Genomic DNA, 16,252 nt, shown 5'->3' on the forward strand with positions numbered 1-16,252 from the left:
TAAACGCTTATCGCTATCCATTGGAACTGTTTGGGTTTTAAAAAAGGTGGAACACTCTAGGTTCGATCGCTCAAATATCACCTAAAAGTTGTAGATCAACAAGAGAATGTTTTCGATTGAAATACATTCGATATCGTGATTGATTGGCGACGATTAAATGGGAGGGAGCCCATGCCATACTCGATCGATATAGATCAATTACGCACATTTTTAGCCGTCGCAGAATTGGGAAGCTTTACCAAAGCTGGTGACGCCGTACACAAAACTCAATCTGCAGTATCTATGCAGATGAAGAAGCTTGAAGAGCGTATAGCCCAGCCAATATTTGTGAAAGACGGGCGTAACTCTAGGATAACGGAGCACGGAAGACGTCTCATTGAATATGCGCGCCGCATGGTTGCTCTGAATGATGAAACGCTTTCTGCATTTCATGAGCCGGAGATAGCAGGTCGCATTCGCCTTGGTCTACCAGATGACTACGCAGAACGCCTACTACCTCAAGTACTTGCAGCCTTTAATCGACTCAATCCCGGTATTAATTTGGATGTGGAATGTTCCAGTTCTAATGAAATTGGGCGCCGAATCCAAAAGGGTGACCTTGATATTGGAATCGTTACCAGCGAAGACTGTAGTAGTGTCCCTGGGCAGATCGTCCGACGTGAGCCGTTACAGTGGGTTGGTTCGCGCGAACACATTGTGCATGACCAACGTCCACTTCGTCTTGCCGTTGGCCCAACAACATGTTCATGGCGCCGGGACGGTGTGGCTGCACTAGACCATGAGAACATCCCGCATCAGGTGGTTTTCACCAGCGCCAGTGCCGCTGCTTTGGCTGGTGCTGTAAATGCGGGTTTGGCTATCGCTATCTTACCAGCAAGTGCTCTGCGGCAGGGTCATCGCGTGTTGGGAGAAAAAGAAGGCTTACCGCCTTTGCCACCCTGCGATATTACTATCATCAGAGCTCAGGTTGCAATTGAACCTGTTCACGATGCGCTATGTCATCACATCGAAGCGTCTATCGGTAATGTAACGATGGAATATAATCCGACAGAAGTTGAAGTCGTTGAATAAAACGTATTCCCGAAAAATGAATCCGGTTTTCGGGAATACACTTCAAGCTGTTATTTCTTTGCGGAACTGCGCAACACAATCCAGTTGCCGCCCAAGGCAAACAAAAGACCTGTTATAGACGTTATCGTCCAGACATATCCTTCCATAGCTGTAGACACGCCAAGCGCTACAATTGGAAACATAACCGTCGCATAGCCTGCACGGGCAGAACCAATGCGGCCAAGCAAGGTCAGGTAAGCGCCAAACGCAACGATGGACCCGATGAACACCATATAAAGCAGGCTCAGCAGAAACTCCGGCGTGAACGGCACTTCAAAGCTAACACCCTGCACATATCCGTTGGTTCCAAGAAGAACGGTGCCGTATACCATGCCCCAGGCACTGGCGGAGACCACAGAGATTTTCTGCGCAGTTGCTTTGGCTGAGACGATATTGCCAAAACAAAAACTCAACGTGCCCAAAGCACAGAGCCCAAGGCCACCAAGCGCTGCAAGGTTCCAAGAGCTGCCTGCAATTTCCTGATAAAACATCAAGCAAATGCCTGAAAAGCCCAGAGCAGCGCCAATCATGAGTGTTTGGCTGACTCTTTGACGGAACAGAACAAACCCAAGAACGATGTTAAATACGGAGGCGAGGGAGAAAACCACCGACAACAATCCGGAGGGTAGCTCTCTTGAACCATGATAAAACAGCAAGAAATTGGTCGAGAACAGCAAAAGGCCAAGGGCCGCAAACCGCAGATGCGTGCTCAAAGGAAATGCCAGTTTGTGCCTGCCGAGCTTTGCCCAACCCCACATTAAAAGGGTCGCAAATAGAAACCGCCAGAACAACGCAATTTCCGGGGTAATCACAGCTTGCAATTTCAGGGCATACCAACTGAAGCCCCAAGCAAACACCGTTGTTCCATAAAGGAAATAGTCAAACATTGTGAGGGCTGGTGGGCCATAGGAGAGTGCAGCGCCTGCGTCCACGTCGCTCGCATGAGCCATGAAATATTCCTGCTTTCATTTTATATTTTACGAAACTTCCTGCATGAAATTGGGCAAATATACAAATGAATATGCGTGATGGACTCATTCGATGCAGGAATGATTCCTGCCACTATTAGTAAGTGTTATATATTAAAGAGCCCCCAGCGCGGCCGATACCCATCCCTCAGAATTGAGATGATCTGCGGTGGTGTGATCAGGCTTACCTGGTCAGGCAGCTTCGCTTTTGCCAGTGTGTATCCGTCGAACCCCCATTGCCACCACTGGCCTTGCTTCAAGGCGTAAAAGGTAGCCTCACTCTCAACAACAGCGCCTTCTGGCCACTCTTCCTCGGGGTTAATCAACGGCAGGGGGCTAGGCGATTTTTTATGGCCGCAGCGTTGCGCATGCAGCACCAAATCCATTTCATCAGAATTCGGGCGTTTCTCAAGCCCCTCACTGTTTTGCCAGTGCGCTGCAAATCGAACAGCCTCTTCCCGCCGACATTCAAAGCAAGGGCGATGCCCCGCAGCGAGCGCCGTTACTTCATCAAAGAAGAATAGTTCCGTATAGAACTTGCCCCAAACATTGCGTTGCCAGCCTTTAAAGCTCGTCGCACAACACAGCCAGCGCCGTGAGGCGTGAGTGCGCCCGGTTAGCTCCTGTGTCTCAGGGTTATGAATACGCCCGCCACGATTGCCCATAAACAGGCCGCGTGCGTTGACCGCACACAGTTCACCATTCGGTTGAACTCGGTTTTGAAAAGGCATGGGAACTCCATCTGGGGCAAAACACCCTGTGGAGGCTATCTGCTCAACAGAAAGATGCCAAGGGCGGGAATAAGGAAGAAGATACCCGCAACATAACTGGCCGCAAAAACAACTCTCCGGGCACCCAATTCACCAATAAACTCAGCAAGCTGGACTGGAAGGTATCGAAGGAACGGCGCACTATAAATCAGCAGTACACCCAGAAGATTATAGGCAAGGTGCACGATGGCAATTTCAAACGCCAGTTCGCGCTGCCCCGTAACCGCAAAGGCGGCAAGAATCGCTGTGAAACAGGTGCCGATATTGGCACCCAGAGTAAACGGATAAACCTGCTTCGTTGTGAGAACGCCAGATCCAGCCAAGGGCACCACAAGACTGGTGGTGGCGGAGGAGGATTGCAGCAGCATCGTTGCAAACAAACCAGCAAAGATACCGGAAGCTGATGTTTTGGAGACCATCTTTTCGGCAAGGTGTTTGGCGTGGCCAACCAGCAACAAGCGCAACAACTGACTAACGAAGGTGATGCTGATGATGATCGTGACAAAACCAATCGCGGCGATCACCAAGCCATTCCAAGGTTGAGCAATTCCAACAACCAGCGACTCAATCTCTTGTATTAGAGGTTTCGTCAGATGGTTGATAAGATTAAAGCTGGTGCCGATGTTGTTGGGAGCCGGGTCAAAAGAGGTGAACAGGTCACCAACAAGGACCGCGATCTTTTGTAGGAAACCAAAGGCGAGTTCCAGAGGCAAAAAGATCAGCAGGCAGATGAGGTTAAAGGCATCATGAACAGTCGCAGCACTAAAGGCGCGTCTGAAATCCCTACGATCCCTTGCATAACCCAAACTCACAAAAGTGTTCGTCAATGTAGTGCCGAAATTCGCGCCAATGACGATTGGAACAGCGATTGAAATTGGCAAGCCCGCAGCAACTAAACTAACCGAAATGGACGTGGTGACAGAGGAACTTTGCACCAGTGAGGTCGTCAAGATGCCAACCAGCACCCCCGCAATGGGGTTGGTTGCATAGGAAAAGATCTGTTCGGCCTGTTGCTGGCCAATCGCAACAAAGCCTGCTTCGATAAGGCCAACGGCGCAAAGAAGGAAATATACAAGAAAGGCGACAGACACCCAGTTGAGCAAGCTTATGCCAAATGGCATATGTCGTTGCTCCTCAAGATATGGCTCGTCGAAGTTTACGGGATCTTTTTGCACCGACATGTCCGTCTCAAAAAATTCGCCACGACATTTAGCCGTATTTTCCATCACCAATTCAACAGTCCACGAAAATCCAAGGTCTTCGTTGACCGCTCGCCTCATTACAGAGTATCAAAGCAAGCCAAAATCAGTATTTTTACAGGTCATTCACCCGCTTCCTATTGCTCACAGACCTACCAGCTGTCAACATCCGGCGGGTGTGATTCTGCCATATTTTTCCTTGTGATGGCCAGATTTTCCTTGGAGGGGACAAGCCCGATGATGAAAAAAATTAAACTTGCGATGGTGACACTCGCTCTTTCTATAGGCTTTGGCGCAACAACTTCCGCCGCGGGCCTGCCAGATTTGAAAGGGCGCACAGTTGTTGCTGTAACAGAGAATGCGTATGCGCCGCTGAACTTTGCGGACCCTAAAACCGGTGAGGGCATTGGTTGGGAATATGATGCATTCAATGAGATCGCAAAGCGTCTCAATATGAAGGTGGACTGGCGTCTGGCCTCCTGGGACAGCATGATTGAAGCCGTCCGTCAGGGTCAGTTTGATGTTGGCATGGATGGCATCACCATCAACGAAAAGCGTGAAAAGCAGATCGATTTTTCCGATCCCTACATGACATCAGAAATGTTCATGCTGGTGCGCGCTGACGAAACCCGTTTTGACGACCCAAAAACATTTGCCGAAGATCCAGCCCTTCTGGTTGGCGCACAGCCAAGCACAACAAACTTCTACACCGCAGTCTATTCCGTTTTAGATGGCGACGAGAACAACCAGAGGATCAAGCTGTTTGAAACCTTCGGTACCTCTGTACAGGCTCTGCGTGCTGATGACGTGGACATGGTTTTGATGGATGCAACAGCAGCGGCTGGCTACATGGGCGCAGCGCCAAACAGTTTTAAAATTGTTGGTGGCCCAATCGGATCTGAAGATTTTGGTTTCATCCTTACTCCAGGCTCTGACCTGCGAGAGCCAATCAATGCGGCGTTGGTCTCCATGCATGAGGATGGAACAATTGATGCCTTGAAGAAAAAGTGGTTCTTCGATTATAACCCCAAGAACTAGCAATACGTTAGAGCGATTGTGGCGGGTACCTGTTGCCCGCCTTTTCTTTTGCCCAATCTTGTTAGATCCGCTTGGATACGACGACGAAACCTCTTGAAACCACCAAAGGAATTGCAATGGGCATGCGATCTACCACCAAGTCTGGACTGGATAGACTTCCTTGGTGGTTACTTGCATTTATCGGACTGGCAGTTCTCTTCCTTTGGCTTCTCACGGAAGACGGCGATTACGCCCAAATCCTGAACACCTTGAAAAAAGGCGTCGGGATCACGCTCTTCCTCACCTTCGTTGCGTTCACTCTGGCTAGCCTTTTGGGATTGGTGGTAGCCTTGGGTCGCGGGGCTAAGAGCCGCCTGATCCGGGAAATTGCCACGTTCTATACTGAGATCGTGCGCGGCGTTCCTGTCCTCGTTCTACTGTTTTACATCGCCTTTGTTGGGGCGCCTCAACTGGTGGTTCTGTACAATTGGACCTTGGGACCGCTGATTGATGCCGACCTTATAGAAAAGCTGCGCGTCCGCGATCTCTCCATGATGTGGCGTGCCATTCTCGCTCTTACGATCGGCTATTCGGCCTTTATCGCGGAGGTCTTTCGCGCTGGTATCGAAAGCGTGGATGAAGGTCAGGTGGAAGCCGCGCGCTCACTGGGGCTGACCCGCTGGCAAACATTTCGGCTTGTGGTCTGGCCGCAAGCGCTCAAAAACATCCTGCCACCACTCGGCAATGATTTTGTCGCCATGATTAAAGACAGCGCTTTGGTCTCGGTGCTGGGCGTGCAGGACATCACCCAACTGGGCAAGATTTATTCAGCCTCCACATTCCAGTTTTTTGAGACTTACAATGTGGTTGCATTCCTCTACCTCATCATGACGGTCTCCCTGTCGCTGCTTGTAAGAGCGCTCGAAAAACGCCTGAAGCGTGGACAGGAACACAAGACCTAACTAGGACCATAAAAATGACAGTTCTCGTCATAGAAAACTGCGAAAATGTAACCCTCGGCTTGCTCGGGCAAGCATTGGAACAAGCAGGCATCCCAATAGATCTGCGGGTTATGGCCAAAGGGGCAGAACTACCCTCTGACATCTCAGTATTTCAAGGTCTCGTCGTTCTCGGCGGCCTGCAACATGCCAGAGCAGATGAAGAGTTCCCATTCCTCAAAGACGTTTGCAACACGATCCTGACGTTCCACAACGCAGACAAGCCGGTCATGGGCATTTGTTTGGGTAGCCAGTTGATCGCCAGAACCTTCGGGGCAGAAAACATCCTCGGTAATCCGGTCGAAGCGGGTTGGCTGCCGCTGCAATTGTCAGCGGAAGGTCGGAACGACCCGGTGATGTCGGCAGTCGCAGAGGATGACACCATTTTCATTTTGCATACGGATACCTATGGACTGCCAGAAGGTGCAACACATCTCGCCTCCAGCCATATGACACCCAATCAGGCGTTCAAAGTGGGCCGCGCCACCTACGCTTGCCAGTTCCACTTTGAGTGCTCAGTTGATCAGGTGAACCATTGGAACGGCTGCTTCCATGGCCCAATCAACGAGTTGGTGCCCCACTGGAAAGAAATTCTGGAAGAACAAGGCCCAACCCTCGGCCCGAGAGCCGATGTACTGGGACTGGAAATCTCCCGCCGCTGGATTGCTTTGCTGTAACAACGAAAACAAGAAAGGTTCACACCAGAACCTTTCTATTGGCCTTGGCATGCAGCAACTCAACCCGATGTTCGCTACCCTTCGCACGGAGCGCGGATTCGGCTCCACAGTCAATACATCAGTTGAATCGGGTGGAGCGTCTCTTCTAACAACTGAAGCTCACAGAGCAGGAAACTGGGATGACTAAGGGAAGCCTTGTAGCTCCGCTTGGTCATCCCAGACGCAGCGCCGCGAAGATCGGGGATTCAGAGCTAAACACCCAAGCACCAATCTGGATCCCGCATCAAGTGCGGGAAGACAGCAGAGTGGTGAGCACCGCAACAGCCAAACTCACCATCTCCTTCCAAAACTGGTTACACGAACGAGACATTCCCGTCCTCTACAAGAATGATTATGATCAAGCGTGTAAAAATTCTCTATTTGGTTCTCTCAGCTTAATCATTGCACTACGGTTTGAGTCACGAAATTCTCCAAATTTCGACGGTTGCTCGGAGTTTCTGGAAGTAGGGGTTCAAAATGGTAAAGCCGTTCTATACGCGATTAGCGAGATATTTTCAGGACGTAGCGGATGCGTTGAAGAAAGGCGGCGATGCCGCTTATATTTTTCCAAACTCGACAGATAAAGGACAAACAAGAGAGGGTATTTACCAGCAATTCCTCGCTTCCCATATTCCTGCCAATTGCACAGTAAAACTTGGCGGTTTTGTTTTTCAGTTGGATGGTTCTGAAAGTAAACAAATGGATGTGATCATCTCGAATAACACGTCAATACAGTTTGATTTCCATAATCAGGATGGAGCAGGGAAGTCTTTTGCACCTGTAGAGGGAACTATTGCAGTAGCATCGATCAAATCAATCTTAGATAAAAAAGAGCTGCGAGATGCCTTAAGTAATATCGCGTCTATTCCATCTATGCAGCCTATTACACCAAGTCGACACAGCTATGGTACGGTTGTCGAAGGCTATGAAAATTGGCCATTCAAGATCATTTTTGCATACGGCGGTTTAGAAGCTGGGACTATAATAGAACACTTGAATACCTTTTATTCTGAGAACCCCAATATACCGCCTACAAGACGACCAAATATTATTCATGTGGCAGGGAAATACAATCTCATTAAAAGTGATGGTGGCTTGGAAATTATGAATGCCGATGGTTCCATTTTCAGAAAGGTGCCACAAAATGAATATGTGCCTTTTGTAGAAAACTCTGATGTACAAGCACTAGCCTTTGTTGTGAGATCAATTCAACAGAATGCTATGACATCGGGCCATATTTTCACTAGCTATACTGAACTGCTAAATAATGTTGTCCAAGTAGCTGCACATACAGAAAATGTCTAAGTTGGTTATAACAAAAAAGCCCGACGCATAAGCACCGGGCTCTTCATATTCATCGTGAGCAGCTTAGCTTAGAGGCACAGGCTTTTGCCGGTGCACTGCAAGTCAGCGCAAGCTTCATCTAGGCGGTTTGCAAGGCCGATTTCGCCTTCGCGCAGGACCTTCCGAGGATCGTAATCTTTTTTGTAAGGAGTACCGGTATCAGGGTCGATCTGGTGCTTGAAAGCCTTGGCATGTGCGTCCACATACGCGCCAATTTTTTCAGAGAACGCAAACTGAGTATCGGTGTCGATGTTCATTTTGAACACACCATACCCAAGGCTCTCAGTGATCTTGGATTTCTCAGAGCCTGAGCCACCATGGAACACCAGCGCCAGCGGGTTTTCGCCAAGCTTGTGCGTTTCGCTCACTAGCTTCTGGCTCTCGCGTAAGATTTCCGGGCGCAGCTTCACGTTGCCTGGTTTGTATACGCCGTGCACGTTGCCAAAGGAGGCGGCAACGGAGAAGTGGCCAAGCGGGTTCAGGCGGTCGTAGGCCTGCAAAACGTCTTCTGGCTGAGTGTAAAGTTTCGGGTTGTCCGCACCGATGTCATCATCAGAGCCGATGCCGTCTTCTTCACCACCGGTGACGCCAAGCTCAATCTCAAGGCTCATTTCCAGTGGAGCCATCAGCTTCAACAGGCGCTCACTCTCAGACAGGTTGAACTCGATGTCTTCTGCAGAAAGGTCCAGCATGTGAGAGGAGAACAGCGGCTTGCCATGGATTTTGTAGAACGCTTCACCGTGTTTGATGAGCTCTTCCAGCCATGGGATCAGCTTCTTATCCGCATGGTCGGTGTGCAGAACAACACCAACACCGTAATGCTCTGCCATAAGGTGAACGTGCTGAGCTGCTGAAACAGCGCCCAGAACTTTCGCCTGAAAGGCATCCTTCAAGCTTTTGCCAGCGTAAAACTGAGCACCGCCATTGGAGAGCTGAACAATAATGTCAGTTTTGTTTTTAGCTGCTGCTTCAAGAACTGCGTTGATGGAGTTTGTTCCAACCACATTGACCGCCGGCAAGGCGTAACGACCCTCGCGGCACGCTTCAATCAGGGTTTTATAGTCTTCACCAAAGATAACGCCCGGCTTGAGCTTTCCCATTTTAATAGGCTCCTGTTTAACAGCAGAAAGGGGAGGCAAGGTGCCTCGCACTGTAAACTGCCGCAGTAGCCAATACACGGCCTGCGGCAGTTGCCGCGCACATTAATCGCCAATAGGTACAAGTACAACATTTCTCAGGTTGTTCTGGAGAATATAATGGATTTAGGCGCAATTTTCGTCAGCCGAGCCGCCGGTTCATCACATGTCTGTCAGAATGGGCGGAGTTGAGCGAATGCCTGAAACTGTTTAACGGGAATCAGCCCAGCAGTTGACCAGCCAAGGCACGAGCGCTCATCCCAATGGGGGGGGATTGCATATCCCCTGCCAGCACTTCCAGCACAGGGCGTAACTCCACAGCAGATCCAAACTTGCGCAGATGGGTCGCCAACTCCAGAAGCAACGCAAGATCGGTAGAAACCAAAGTACCTGCCCCACAGGAGCGTATGGCATAAAGCACACTGTGCAAATCGCCTGTTCCCAGCCCGGGGAAGATCGTGCCATCCGGTGCCCCGTTTACCTGTGCAGCGCAAATCTGCGACAGGTCAACAACATGAACATTGGGGGTTTGCCCCAGCAAAACCCGAGCAGCGACCCGACTTCCAAACAGATTCGGCTCGTCAGCAACATCCAAAAACGCAATGCGGCTGGTGTAGTCGGCAGGTTTGGCAGCGGAGGAAGGTGCAACCAGCAAAAGGTCAGAAACCTCAAAACATTTGCGCGTGAAGGCCTCGGTGATCTTCACCAGCTCCTCAGATTGCCCGTTAAGCAAAGGAGCATAAGCCCGCTCAAACACCTTGGCACAGAAGGGAGACAGTACCGCGACAAAATCATAGTCGCTAAACTGCGAGATCACCTGCCGCGCCATATCCCGCGCATCCTCCAACTCTCCAGAGCGAAGAGAAACAAGACCGCAACAGCTTTGAACAGGCGGGATCTCAACACAATATCCAGCCCCCTCAAGCAATTGCAGCGCAGCTTTGGCAAGGGATGGACGGAACAAATTAACCGTGCACGAAACAAACAACCCAACCCGGGCATTGGGTTTAAACTTGGGACGCCGCACTCTGGCCATGAACTCGTCTATTCCTGCAATTGGTGAGCAAAACACCGTTCTAAGGTGCATGTGATTGCTGCCATAATTTGGTGGCGATTTCAACGCTTTATGTGTAAAAACGTTTCCGGCTCAGCACGCCATACCGAGCAAGGCTCCGTCAGACACGAATTTTGCGGAGGGCAGCCCTTTGTTTTATGTAGGTTTGGTGAGATCAACGCAGGCTAAAACGAACAGGGCACCAGACATAAAAAGGGCCGCATTGCTGCGACCCCATTTTTGGATTCTCTGGAACAGAGATTATTTCTGAGAGCCGTCAGCGTTGAACTGTGCGAGGTATGCAATAACGTCCTGACGCTGCTTTTCTTTACGCAGACCAGCAAAAGCCATCTTCCCTTTAGGGATGACTTTCTTAGGCTTAGTCAGGTAAGCGTCCAGAGTAGCTTCGTCCCAAACTTTAGCTTCTGCTTTACCAGCAAGAAGGGGTTTGGAGTACTTGTAGGCTTCAGTTTCGCCCCAGCCAGCACCAACGATGCCGTTAAGCTTTGGGCCAACCTTGTTTTTGGCTTTTTCGCCAACGGAGTGACAAGCTTTACACTTTTTGAAAACTTTAGCGCCTTTGGTAACATCACCTTCAGCGAATGCTACACCAGAGCTAACCAGCAATGCGAGCGCTGCAACGAGGCCTAACTGCTTCATATTTTGATCCTTCCCACTGTATCCGGCAGATAACCGCATCCGACAGATAACCGCGAATAAAAAAACAACATAGTCCAACTCTTGAGGGATTTCCCGTAGATTCGGCCATGCCTTCCTATATAGTGTTACGGCATATTGTCGCGGAGTGAATTGATCATACGCATTAATCGCTCATATAAATTTGTTTTGGCTCAAACACACGGCATTCAGAACCTGTTGTTTTGATGGGGCCAATAGACTTTATGCGGCTTTCTTCTTTGCGGAAATTATGTGAATTTACTGAAACTGATTCAGTAAATTCACCGAAGGTTTAGCTAGAGAAATTATCTTGCCCGATCTGGTGGAGCAGGGAGCGAATATGGCAGCAATTTCGATGCCCAAACCATCACAGGAAACACTGGGAAAGCGCGTCTCCATCGTAGCGGAACTGCAAAAAATTGTTCCCGGTGAAGGTGTTATCAGCGATGACATTGAGATGCGCCCTTATGAGACTGATGCACTGACCGCTTATCGCCAGCTGCCGCTTGTTGTTGTGCTTCCCGAAACGGTGGATCAGGTTTCCAAGGTTCTCAAGTATTGTTACGACAACGATGTGAAGGTCGTTCCTCGCGGAGCCGGAACCTCGCTCTCTGGCGGAGCGCTGCCATTGGAAGATGGCGTGCTGCTCTCCATGATGAAGTTCAATAAAATTCTGGAAATCGATCTGGAAAACCGAGCGGTGGTGACCCAACCGGGTGTGACGAACCTCGGGATAACCAAGGCGGTGGAGCAGGAGGGCTTTTATTATGCGCCCGATCCTTCCTCTCAAATTGCCTGTTCCATCGGCGGAAACATCGCCGAAAACTCTGGCGGGGTGCATTCCCTCAAGTACGGGCTGACCACAAATAATGTGCTGGGTTTGGAGATTGTCCTGATCACCGGCGAGGTTCTTCGCCTTGGCGGCAAACATCTGGATTCTGAGGCCTATGACTTACTGGCGCTGATGACCGGCTCGGAAGGACTGCTCGGCGTGGTAACGGAAGTCACTGTACGCGTTCTGCAAAAGCCGGAAACAGCACGGGCAGCGCTGATCGGCTTCCCAACCTCGGAGCAGGCTGGCAAGTGCGTGGCAGATATCATTGGGGAGGGCATCATCCCCGGCGGTATGGAGCTGATGGACAAGCTGGCCATAGAAGCTGCCGAAGATTTTGTGCACGCAGGCTATCCGCTGGATGTGGAAGCCTTGATGATTGTGGAACTGGACGGACCCGAAGCCGAAGTGGACGATCTGCTGAGCCGCGTCAGCGCTATTGCCGAGAAAAACGGATCTTCCTACCTGCGTGTGTCCCAGTCAGAGGAGGAACGCAATACCTTCTGGGCAGGCCGCAAAGCAGCGTTCCCGGCAGTCGGGCGGATCTCGCCGGACTATTTGTGCATGGATGGGACTATTCCGCGCAAGGCTCTGCCGGAAGTTTTGAGAGAAATGCAAGAGCTGAGCGTAAAACACGGCTTGCGCGTTGCCAATGTGTTCCACGCAGGAGATGGCAATCTGCATCCACTCATTTTGTATGATGCCAACAAACCTGGAGAGCTGGCAGCTGCAGAAGAATTCGGAGCAGACATCCTGCGCCTCTGCGTTAGAGTTGGCGGCGTGCTGACAGGAGAACATGGCGTCGGCATCGAGAAGCGCGATCTCATGCCGGAAATGTTCACAGAGGATGACCTCAAGCAACAGCAACGGGTCAAATGCGCATTTGATGAAAAGCAGCTTCTCAACCCCGGAAAGGTATTCCCTATTCTGCACCGCTGTGCCGAACTGGGCTTAATGCACGTCCATAAAGGGCAACTACCATTCCCGGATATTCCTCGGTTCTAAGCGCGGCATCGCCAAGCAGTGCTGCCCGATCAAAATACGCGCAATAACAAGTTAAAGTGAGGAAGAATCCATGGGAGAGGGTTTCCAACCTAAAACACCTAGGGAGCTGGAGGCTGTCGTCAAATGGGCCGCTGCTGAACAGGTGCCCCTGGAGGTCATCGGGTCCGGTTCAAAACGCAAGTGGGGCAGGCAAGTGCAGTCCGCTCACACACTGCGAGTGGATGGTATCAGCGGCATCATAGATTACGAGCCAGACGAGCTGGTCATAACACTCAAGGCTGGCACGCCAATTCAGGAGGTGCAGGCACTTCTTGCGCAGCACAATCAGGAACTCCCGTTCGAGCCCATGAATCTCAGTGGCATTCTGGATACGCCTGAAACAGCTGGCACCATCGGCGGTGTTCTGGCAACAAACCTCTCAGGTCCGCGACGCTTAAAAGCTGGCGCGGCACGAGACCATGTTTTGGGGTTAAAAGCCGTCTCCGGGCGGGGAGAGATCTTTAAAGCCGGTGGCCGTGTGGTGAAAAACGTGACGGGGTATGACCTGTCTCGCGGGTTTTGCTCCTCATGGGGCACATTAGCCGTTGCCACCAGCTTCTCCATCAAGGTGCTGCCTCGTGCTGCCGGTGAACTCACGTTCGCTCTCCTTGGTTTAACGCCGCAACAAGCCGCAGATGCCATGTCGCAAGCGATGGGCTCTTCTGCGGAAGTCTCCTCGGCTGCATATTTGCCAAAAGGTCTAAGCACTCTAACGCAGGAACACGCGCTCACGCTGCTGCGATTGGAAGGCATTCCCGTTTCCGTTGACTATCGCCTCAACAAGCTGCGGTCCTTGCTCAACCAGTTCACACAGCAAGAAACATTTGAGAGTGCACATTCACAGCAAATTTGGGCAGATATCCGAGATATCACGGTGTTTGCAGGCTCAACCAATCCGCTTTGGAAACTCTCTGTTGCGCCAACACAGGGCCACAAGATTATTGCAGAAATGGAAAAGCAATTCGCACTCAAATATCAGATGGATTGGGCTGGAGGTCTGATCTGGCTCGAAATGCTCTCCGGTGAGGTTCATGATGTGCCTTTGAGACAGCTTATCGCTGATTACGGCGGCGGCCATGCTACACTGGTGCGTGCGGGTGCAGAACAACGCGCAAGCATCGACGTTTTTCAGCCGCAGTCAGAAGCGCTCATGGCCCTGTCCCGGCGCCTCAAAGCTCAGTTCGACCCACACAGTGTCCTGAATCCGGGCCGTATGTACGCGAGTATCTAGCCCATGCAAACCAATTTTACGCCCGAGCAACTCAAAGACAGCGCAACCGCAGTCTCAGAACAGATCCTACGCAAATGCGTTCATTGCGGATTTTGCACGGCCACCTGCCCAACCTTCACATTGCTGGGAGATGAGCTGGATAGCCCGCGTGGTCGCATCTATTTGATCAAGGAAATGCTGGAAAAGGGGCGTCCGGCAGACGCTAAAACGGTCAAACATATTGATAGATGCCTGTCCTGTTTATCCTGCATGACCACCTGTCCTTCAGGTGTGCATTACATGCATCTGGTTGACCATGCCCGCATCCACATTGAGAAGACATATAAGCGTCCGTGGCAAGACAGAATGCTGCGCGCGATCCTGCAAGCCGTACTGCCAAAGCCGGGGCGTTTTCGGCTGGCAATCGCAGCTGCGGTCTATGGTCGTCCGGTCGCTGGGCTACTGAAAAAATGCGGCGGCACACTGGCAAAATTTGGCGCCATGCTGGCATTGGCACCAAGAAAAGCACCTTTGCCATCTGAGTTTGACGGTCAGACAAAAATCAACGCAAAAATCCAGCGCAAAGGCCGTGTCGCAATCCTCAAAGGCTGCGCTCAGAGCGTCTTGGCACCGTCCATCAACGATGCAGCCACCCGCTTGTTAACGCGCATTGGTTATGAGGTTGTCTTCCCAAAAGACGAAGGGTGCTGCGGTGCACTCGTGCATCACATGGGCAAAGAGCTCGCCTCTCATGAACAAGCTAAAACCAACATTGATGCATGGATGCGGGAGCTGGAAGGCGAGGGGCTGGATGCTGTCATCATCACCGCGTCCGGGTGCGGCACCACCATCAAAGATTATGGCTTCATGCTGCGCGATGATGCGGATTATGCCGAGAAGGCCGCTAAGATCTCCGCGATCTCTAAGGATATCGTTGAGTTCCTTATCGAGCAGGATTTGGGAAACACGCAGCTGAGGGCAGAGCTGACAGTTGCCTATCATTCCGCTTGTTCCATGCAACACGGGCAAAAAATCACATGGCAACCCAAAACACTGCTTCAAAACGCGGGCTTTGTCGTTCGTGAACCGCAAGAAGGGCATCTGTGTTGTGGGTCTGCTGGCACCTACAATATTCTGCAGCCAGAGATCGCGACAGTCTTGAGAGATCGAAAGGTTCTCAATCTGGAAGCCACCAAGCCGGATATGGTCGCCACAGGCAACATTGGCTGCATCACGCAAATCTCTGGTGGAACAGATATCCCGGTCATTCACAGCGTGGAGTTGCTCGACTGGGCCTATGGCGGACCAAAACCAGTGCAATTGAGCCTCCCATGAGAAAAAACCTCGTCCATGCGGTCGGTAAGACCGCATGGCTGCATTACTTCGCTGACAAATCTCGAGCTGCCTTATCTTTACAGTTGACCGTGCCGCCAAGGTCATCCTCTGCTAATCGCAGCTCATCAATGAGGTTGGGCGCGTTCAATGCCTCATGTCCCTTTGACGTTAGGTGAGTTGTGGTTTGAGCCTGATTGGCGTTTGAAAAGACCAAAACGGTTTCACGCCCGTGGATAAAAAGACTGAGTACACTTGCAAAGAGCGCAAGCGCGATAGCGGAGATGATGTACCAACTCACTGGCTGGCGTCGGTCTTGCAGGCAGTCTTCCAGAGCCTTCCGAATTTGGGAAAGATCCTCCGCCTTTAATGGGGCATCCTCAACCTGAAGAACAGCCAGGTTCTCCGGCATATCCTGCCGTTCTTCAGTGGGTCCCGAGTGGTCCAAAGGTACACTCGTGCTAAAAAAAGTGGGAATGTAGCCCACATCCGGCATCCGGATCTGCACGTTATGCGCATTTTCATTCTCTTCGTTATAAGCGCGTAAAAGTGTACGCAAACGAGAGATATTGACCCGAACAATGGGGTTTTCTCGAGGATTAAAGTCTACAGGAAGCTTGAAAACCTGTTGCCCGATAACCGGCTCTTTCAGGTCCTCATCTTTGTTGGATAGTTTTCGTTCCACCAAAAACGTCAGAAGCGCGGTAAGCTTTGGACTGCGGTTGAAGTTTGAGGACGACAAGATGCTGGAGAGTGCGGCGACCACCTCGTCTTTGCCAATCGTTAGATCATTCTTTTTGGCACGCATGCGCAGTACTCCCAAAACACACAGATGTGGCTTGGG

General features: G+C 51.0%; 15 protein-coding genes. 8 read left to right on the forward strand and 7 right to left on the reverse strand.

Going from position 1 to position 16,252, the window contains the following annotated elements; genetic code table 11:
• The first annotated feature begins 171 nt into the window (after window positions 1-171).
• Window positions 172-1,071 carry a LysR substrate-binding domain-containing protein gene (locus BLS62_RS06635; RefSeq protein WP_093178454.1) on the forward strand — a complete coding sequence of 300 codons (900 nt, stop codon included), beginning with the start codon at window positions 172-174 and terminating at the stop codon, window positions 1,069-1,071.
• A gap of 50 nt (window positions 1,072-1,121) precedes the next feature.
• Here the strand turns inward: BLS62_RS06635 and BLS62_RS06640 are convergent, their stop codons facing one another.
• The 3 genes from BLS62_RS06640 to BLS62_RS06650 all read right to left on the reverse strand — a co-directional run bounded on the left by BLS62_RS06640 (window position 1,122) and on the right by BLS62_RS06650 (window position 4,128).
• Entirely contained in the window at window positions 1,122-2,060 is a 939-nt protein-coding gene (locus tag BLS62_RS06640; protein ID WP_093178456.1) for a DMT family transporter, read from the reverse strand.
• A 125-nt stretch (window positions 2,061-2,185) separates the two neighbouring features.
• A complete protein-coding gene (locus BLS62_RS06645) occupies window positions 2,186-2,809 on the reverse strand; it encodes a hypothetical protein (protein ID WP_093178459.1) in 624 nt (207 codons plus the stop codon).
• 35 nt (window positions 2,810-2,844) lie between these two features.
• Window positions 2,845-4,128: a Na/Pi symporter gene (locus tag BLS62_RS06650; protein WP_208990714.1), complete on the reverse strand. Its 1,284-nt coding sequence runs from the start codon at window positions 4,126-4,128 to the stop codon at window positions 2,845-2,847.
• Between the two features lie 156 nt (window positions 4,129-4,284).
• On the opposite strand from BLS62_RS06650, the gene BLS62_RS06655 reads away from it, so the two are divergent.
• From BLS62_RS06655 to BLS62_RS06675, 4 genes are all read left to right on the forward strand, one after another.
• Window positions 4,285-5,085: a transporter substrate-binding domain-containing protein gene (locus tag BLS62_RS06655; RefSeq protein ID WP_093178461.1), complete on the forward strand. Its 801-nt coding sequence runs from the start codon at window positions 4,285-4,287 to the stop codon at window positions 5,083-5,085.
• Between the two features lie 116 nt (window positions 5,086-5,201).
• Window positions 5,202-6,026 carry an amino acid ABC transporter permease gene (locus BLS62_RS06660; protein ID WP_093178464.1) on the forward strand — a complete coding sequence of 275 codons (825 nt, stop codon included), beginning with the start codon at window positions 5,202-5,204 and terminating at the stop codon, window positions 6,024-6,026.
• Window positions 6,027-6,040: 14 nt separating this feature from the next.
• Complete coding sequence (locus BLS62_RS06665; protein WP_093178466.1) at window positions 6,041-6,739, forward strand: type 1 glutamine amidotransferase; 699 nt, start codon at window positions 6,041-6,043, stop codon at window positions 6,737-6,739.
• A gap of 516 nt (window positions 6,740-7,255) precedes the next feature.
• Window positions 7,256-8,083: a DUF6602 domain-containing protein gene (locus BLS62_RS06675; RefSeq protein ID WP_093178471.1), complete on the forward strand. Its 828-nt coding sequence runs from the start codon at window positions 7,256-7,258 to the stop codon at window positions 8,081-8,083.
• Window positions 8,084-8,151: 68 nt separating this feature from the next.
• On the opposite strand, the gene fbaA is transcribed toward BLS62_RS06675, so the two are convergent.
• From fbaA to BLS62_RS06690, 3 genes are all read right to left on the reverse strand, one after another.
• Entirely contained in the window at window positions 8,152-9,222 is a 1,071-nt protein-coding gene (fbaA, locus tag BLS62_RS06680) for a class II fructose-bisphosphate aldolase (protein WP_093178474.1), read from the reverse strand.
• Between the two features lie 256 nt (window positions 9,223-9,478).
• Window positions 9,479-10,294 carry a heterodisulfide reductase-related iron-sulfur binding cluster gene (locus BLS62_RS06685; protein ID WP_093178477.1) on the reverse strand — a complete coding sequence of 272 codons (816 nt, stop codon included), beginning with the start codon at window positions 10,292-10,294 and terminating at the stop codon, window positions 9,479-9,481.
• Window positions 10,295-10,573: 279 nt separating this feature from the next.
• Window positions 10,574-10,972, reverse strand: a complete 399-nt coding sequence (locus BLS62_RS06690) for a c-type cytochrome (protein ID WP_093178479.1) — start codon at window positions 10,970-10,972, stop codon at window positions 10,574-10,576.
• Between the two features lie 358 nt (window positions 10,973-11,330).
• Here BLS62_RS06690 and BLS62_RS06695 point away from each other — a divergent pair, with 358 nt between their 5' ends.
• The 3 genes from BLS62_RS06695 (at window position 11,331) to glcF (ending at window position 15,411) form a co-directional block, all read left to right on the forward strand.
• Entirely contained in the window at window positions 11,331-12,827 is a 1,497-nt protein-coding gene (locus BLS62_RS06695) for an FAD-linked oxidase C-terminal domain-containing protein (RefSeq protein WP_093178482.1), read from the forward strand.
• Window positions 12,828-12,897: 70 nt separating this feature from the next.
• Window positions 12,898-14,097 (forward strand): glycolate oxidase subunit GlcE, encoded by a 1,200-nt coding sequence (gene glcE, locus BLS62_RS06700; protein WP_093178485.1) that lies wholly within the window; start codon window positions 12,898-12,900, stop codon window positions 14,095-14,097.
• A gap of 3 nt (window positions 14,098-14,100) precedes the next feature.
• Window positions 14,101-15,411, forward strand: coding sequence for a glycolate oxidase subunit GlcF (gene glcF, locus BLS62_RS06705; protein WP_093178488.1), 1,311 nt, complete (start codon window positions 14,101-14,103; stop codon window positions 15,409-15,411).
• Between the two features lie 43 nt (window positions 15,412-15,454).
• Here glcF and BLS62_RS06710 read toward each other — a convergent pair whose 3' ends face one another.
• A complete protein-coding gene (locus BLS62_RS06710) occupies window positions 15,455-16,216 on the reverse strand; it encodes an adenylate cyclase (protein ID WP_093178491.1) in 762 nt (253 codons plus the stop codon).
• Between the last annotated feature and the right edge of the window lie 36 nt (window positions 16,217-16,252).

Source organism: Pseudovibrio sp. Tun.PSC04-5.I4, from assembly GCF_900104145.1.
GTDB lineage: Bacteria > Pseudomonadota > Alphaproteobacteria > Rhizobiales > Stappiaceae > Pseudovibrio.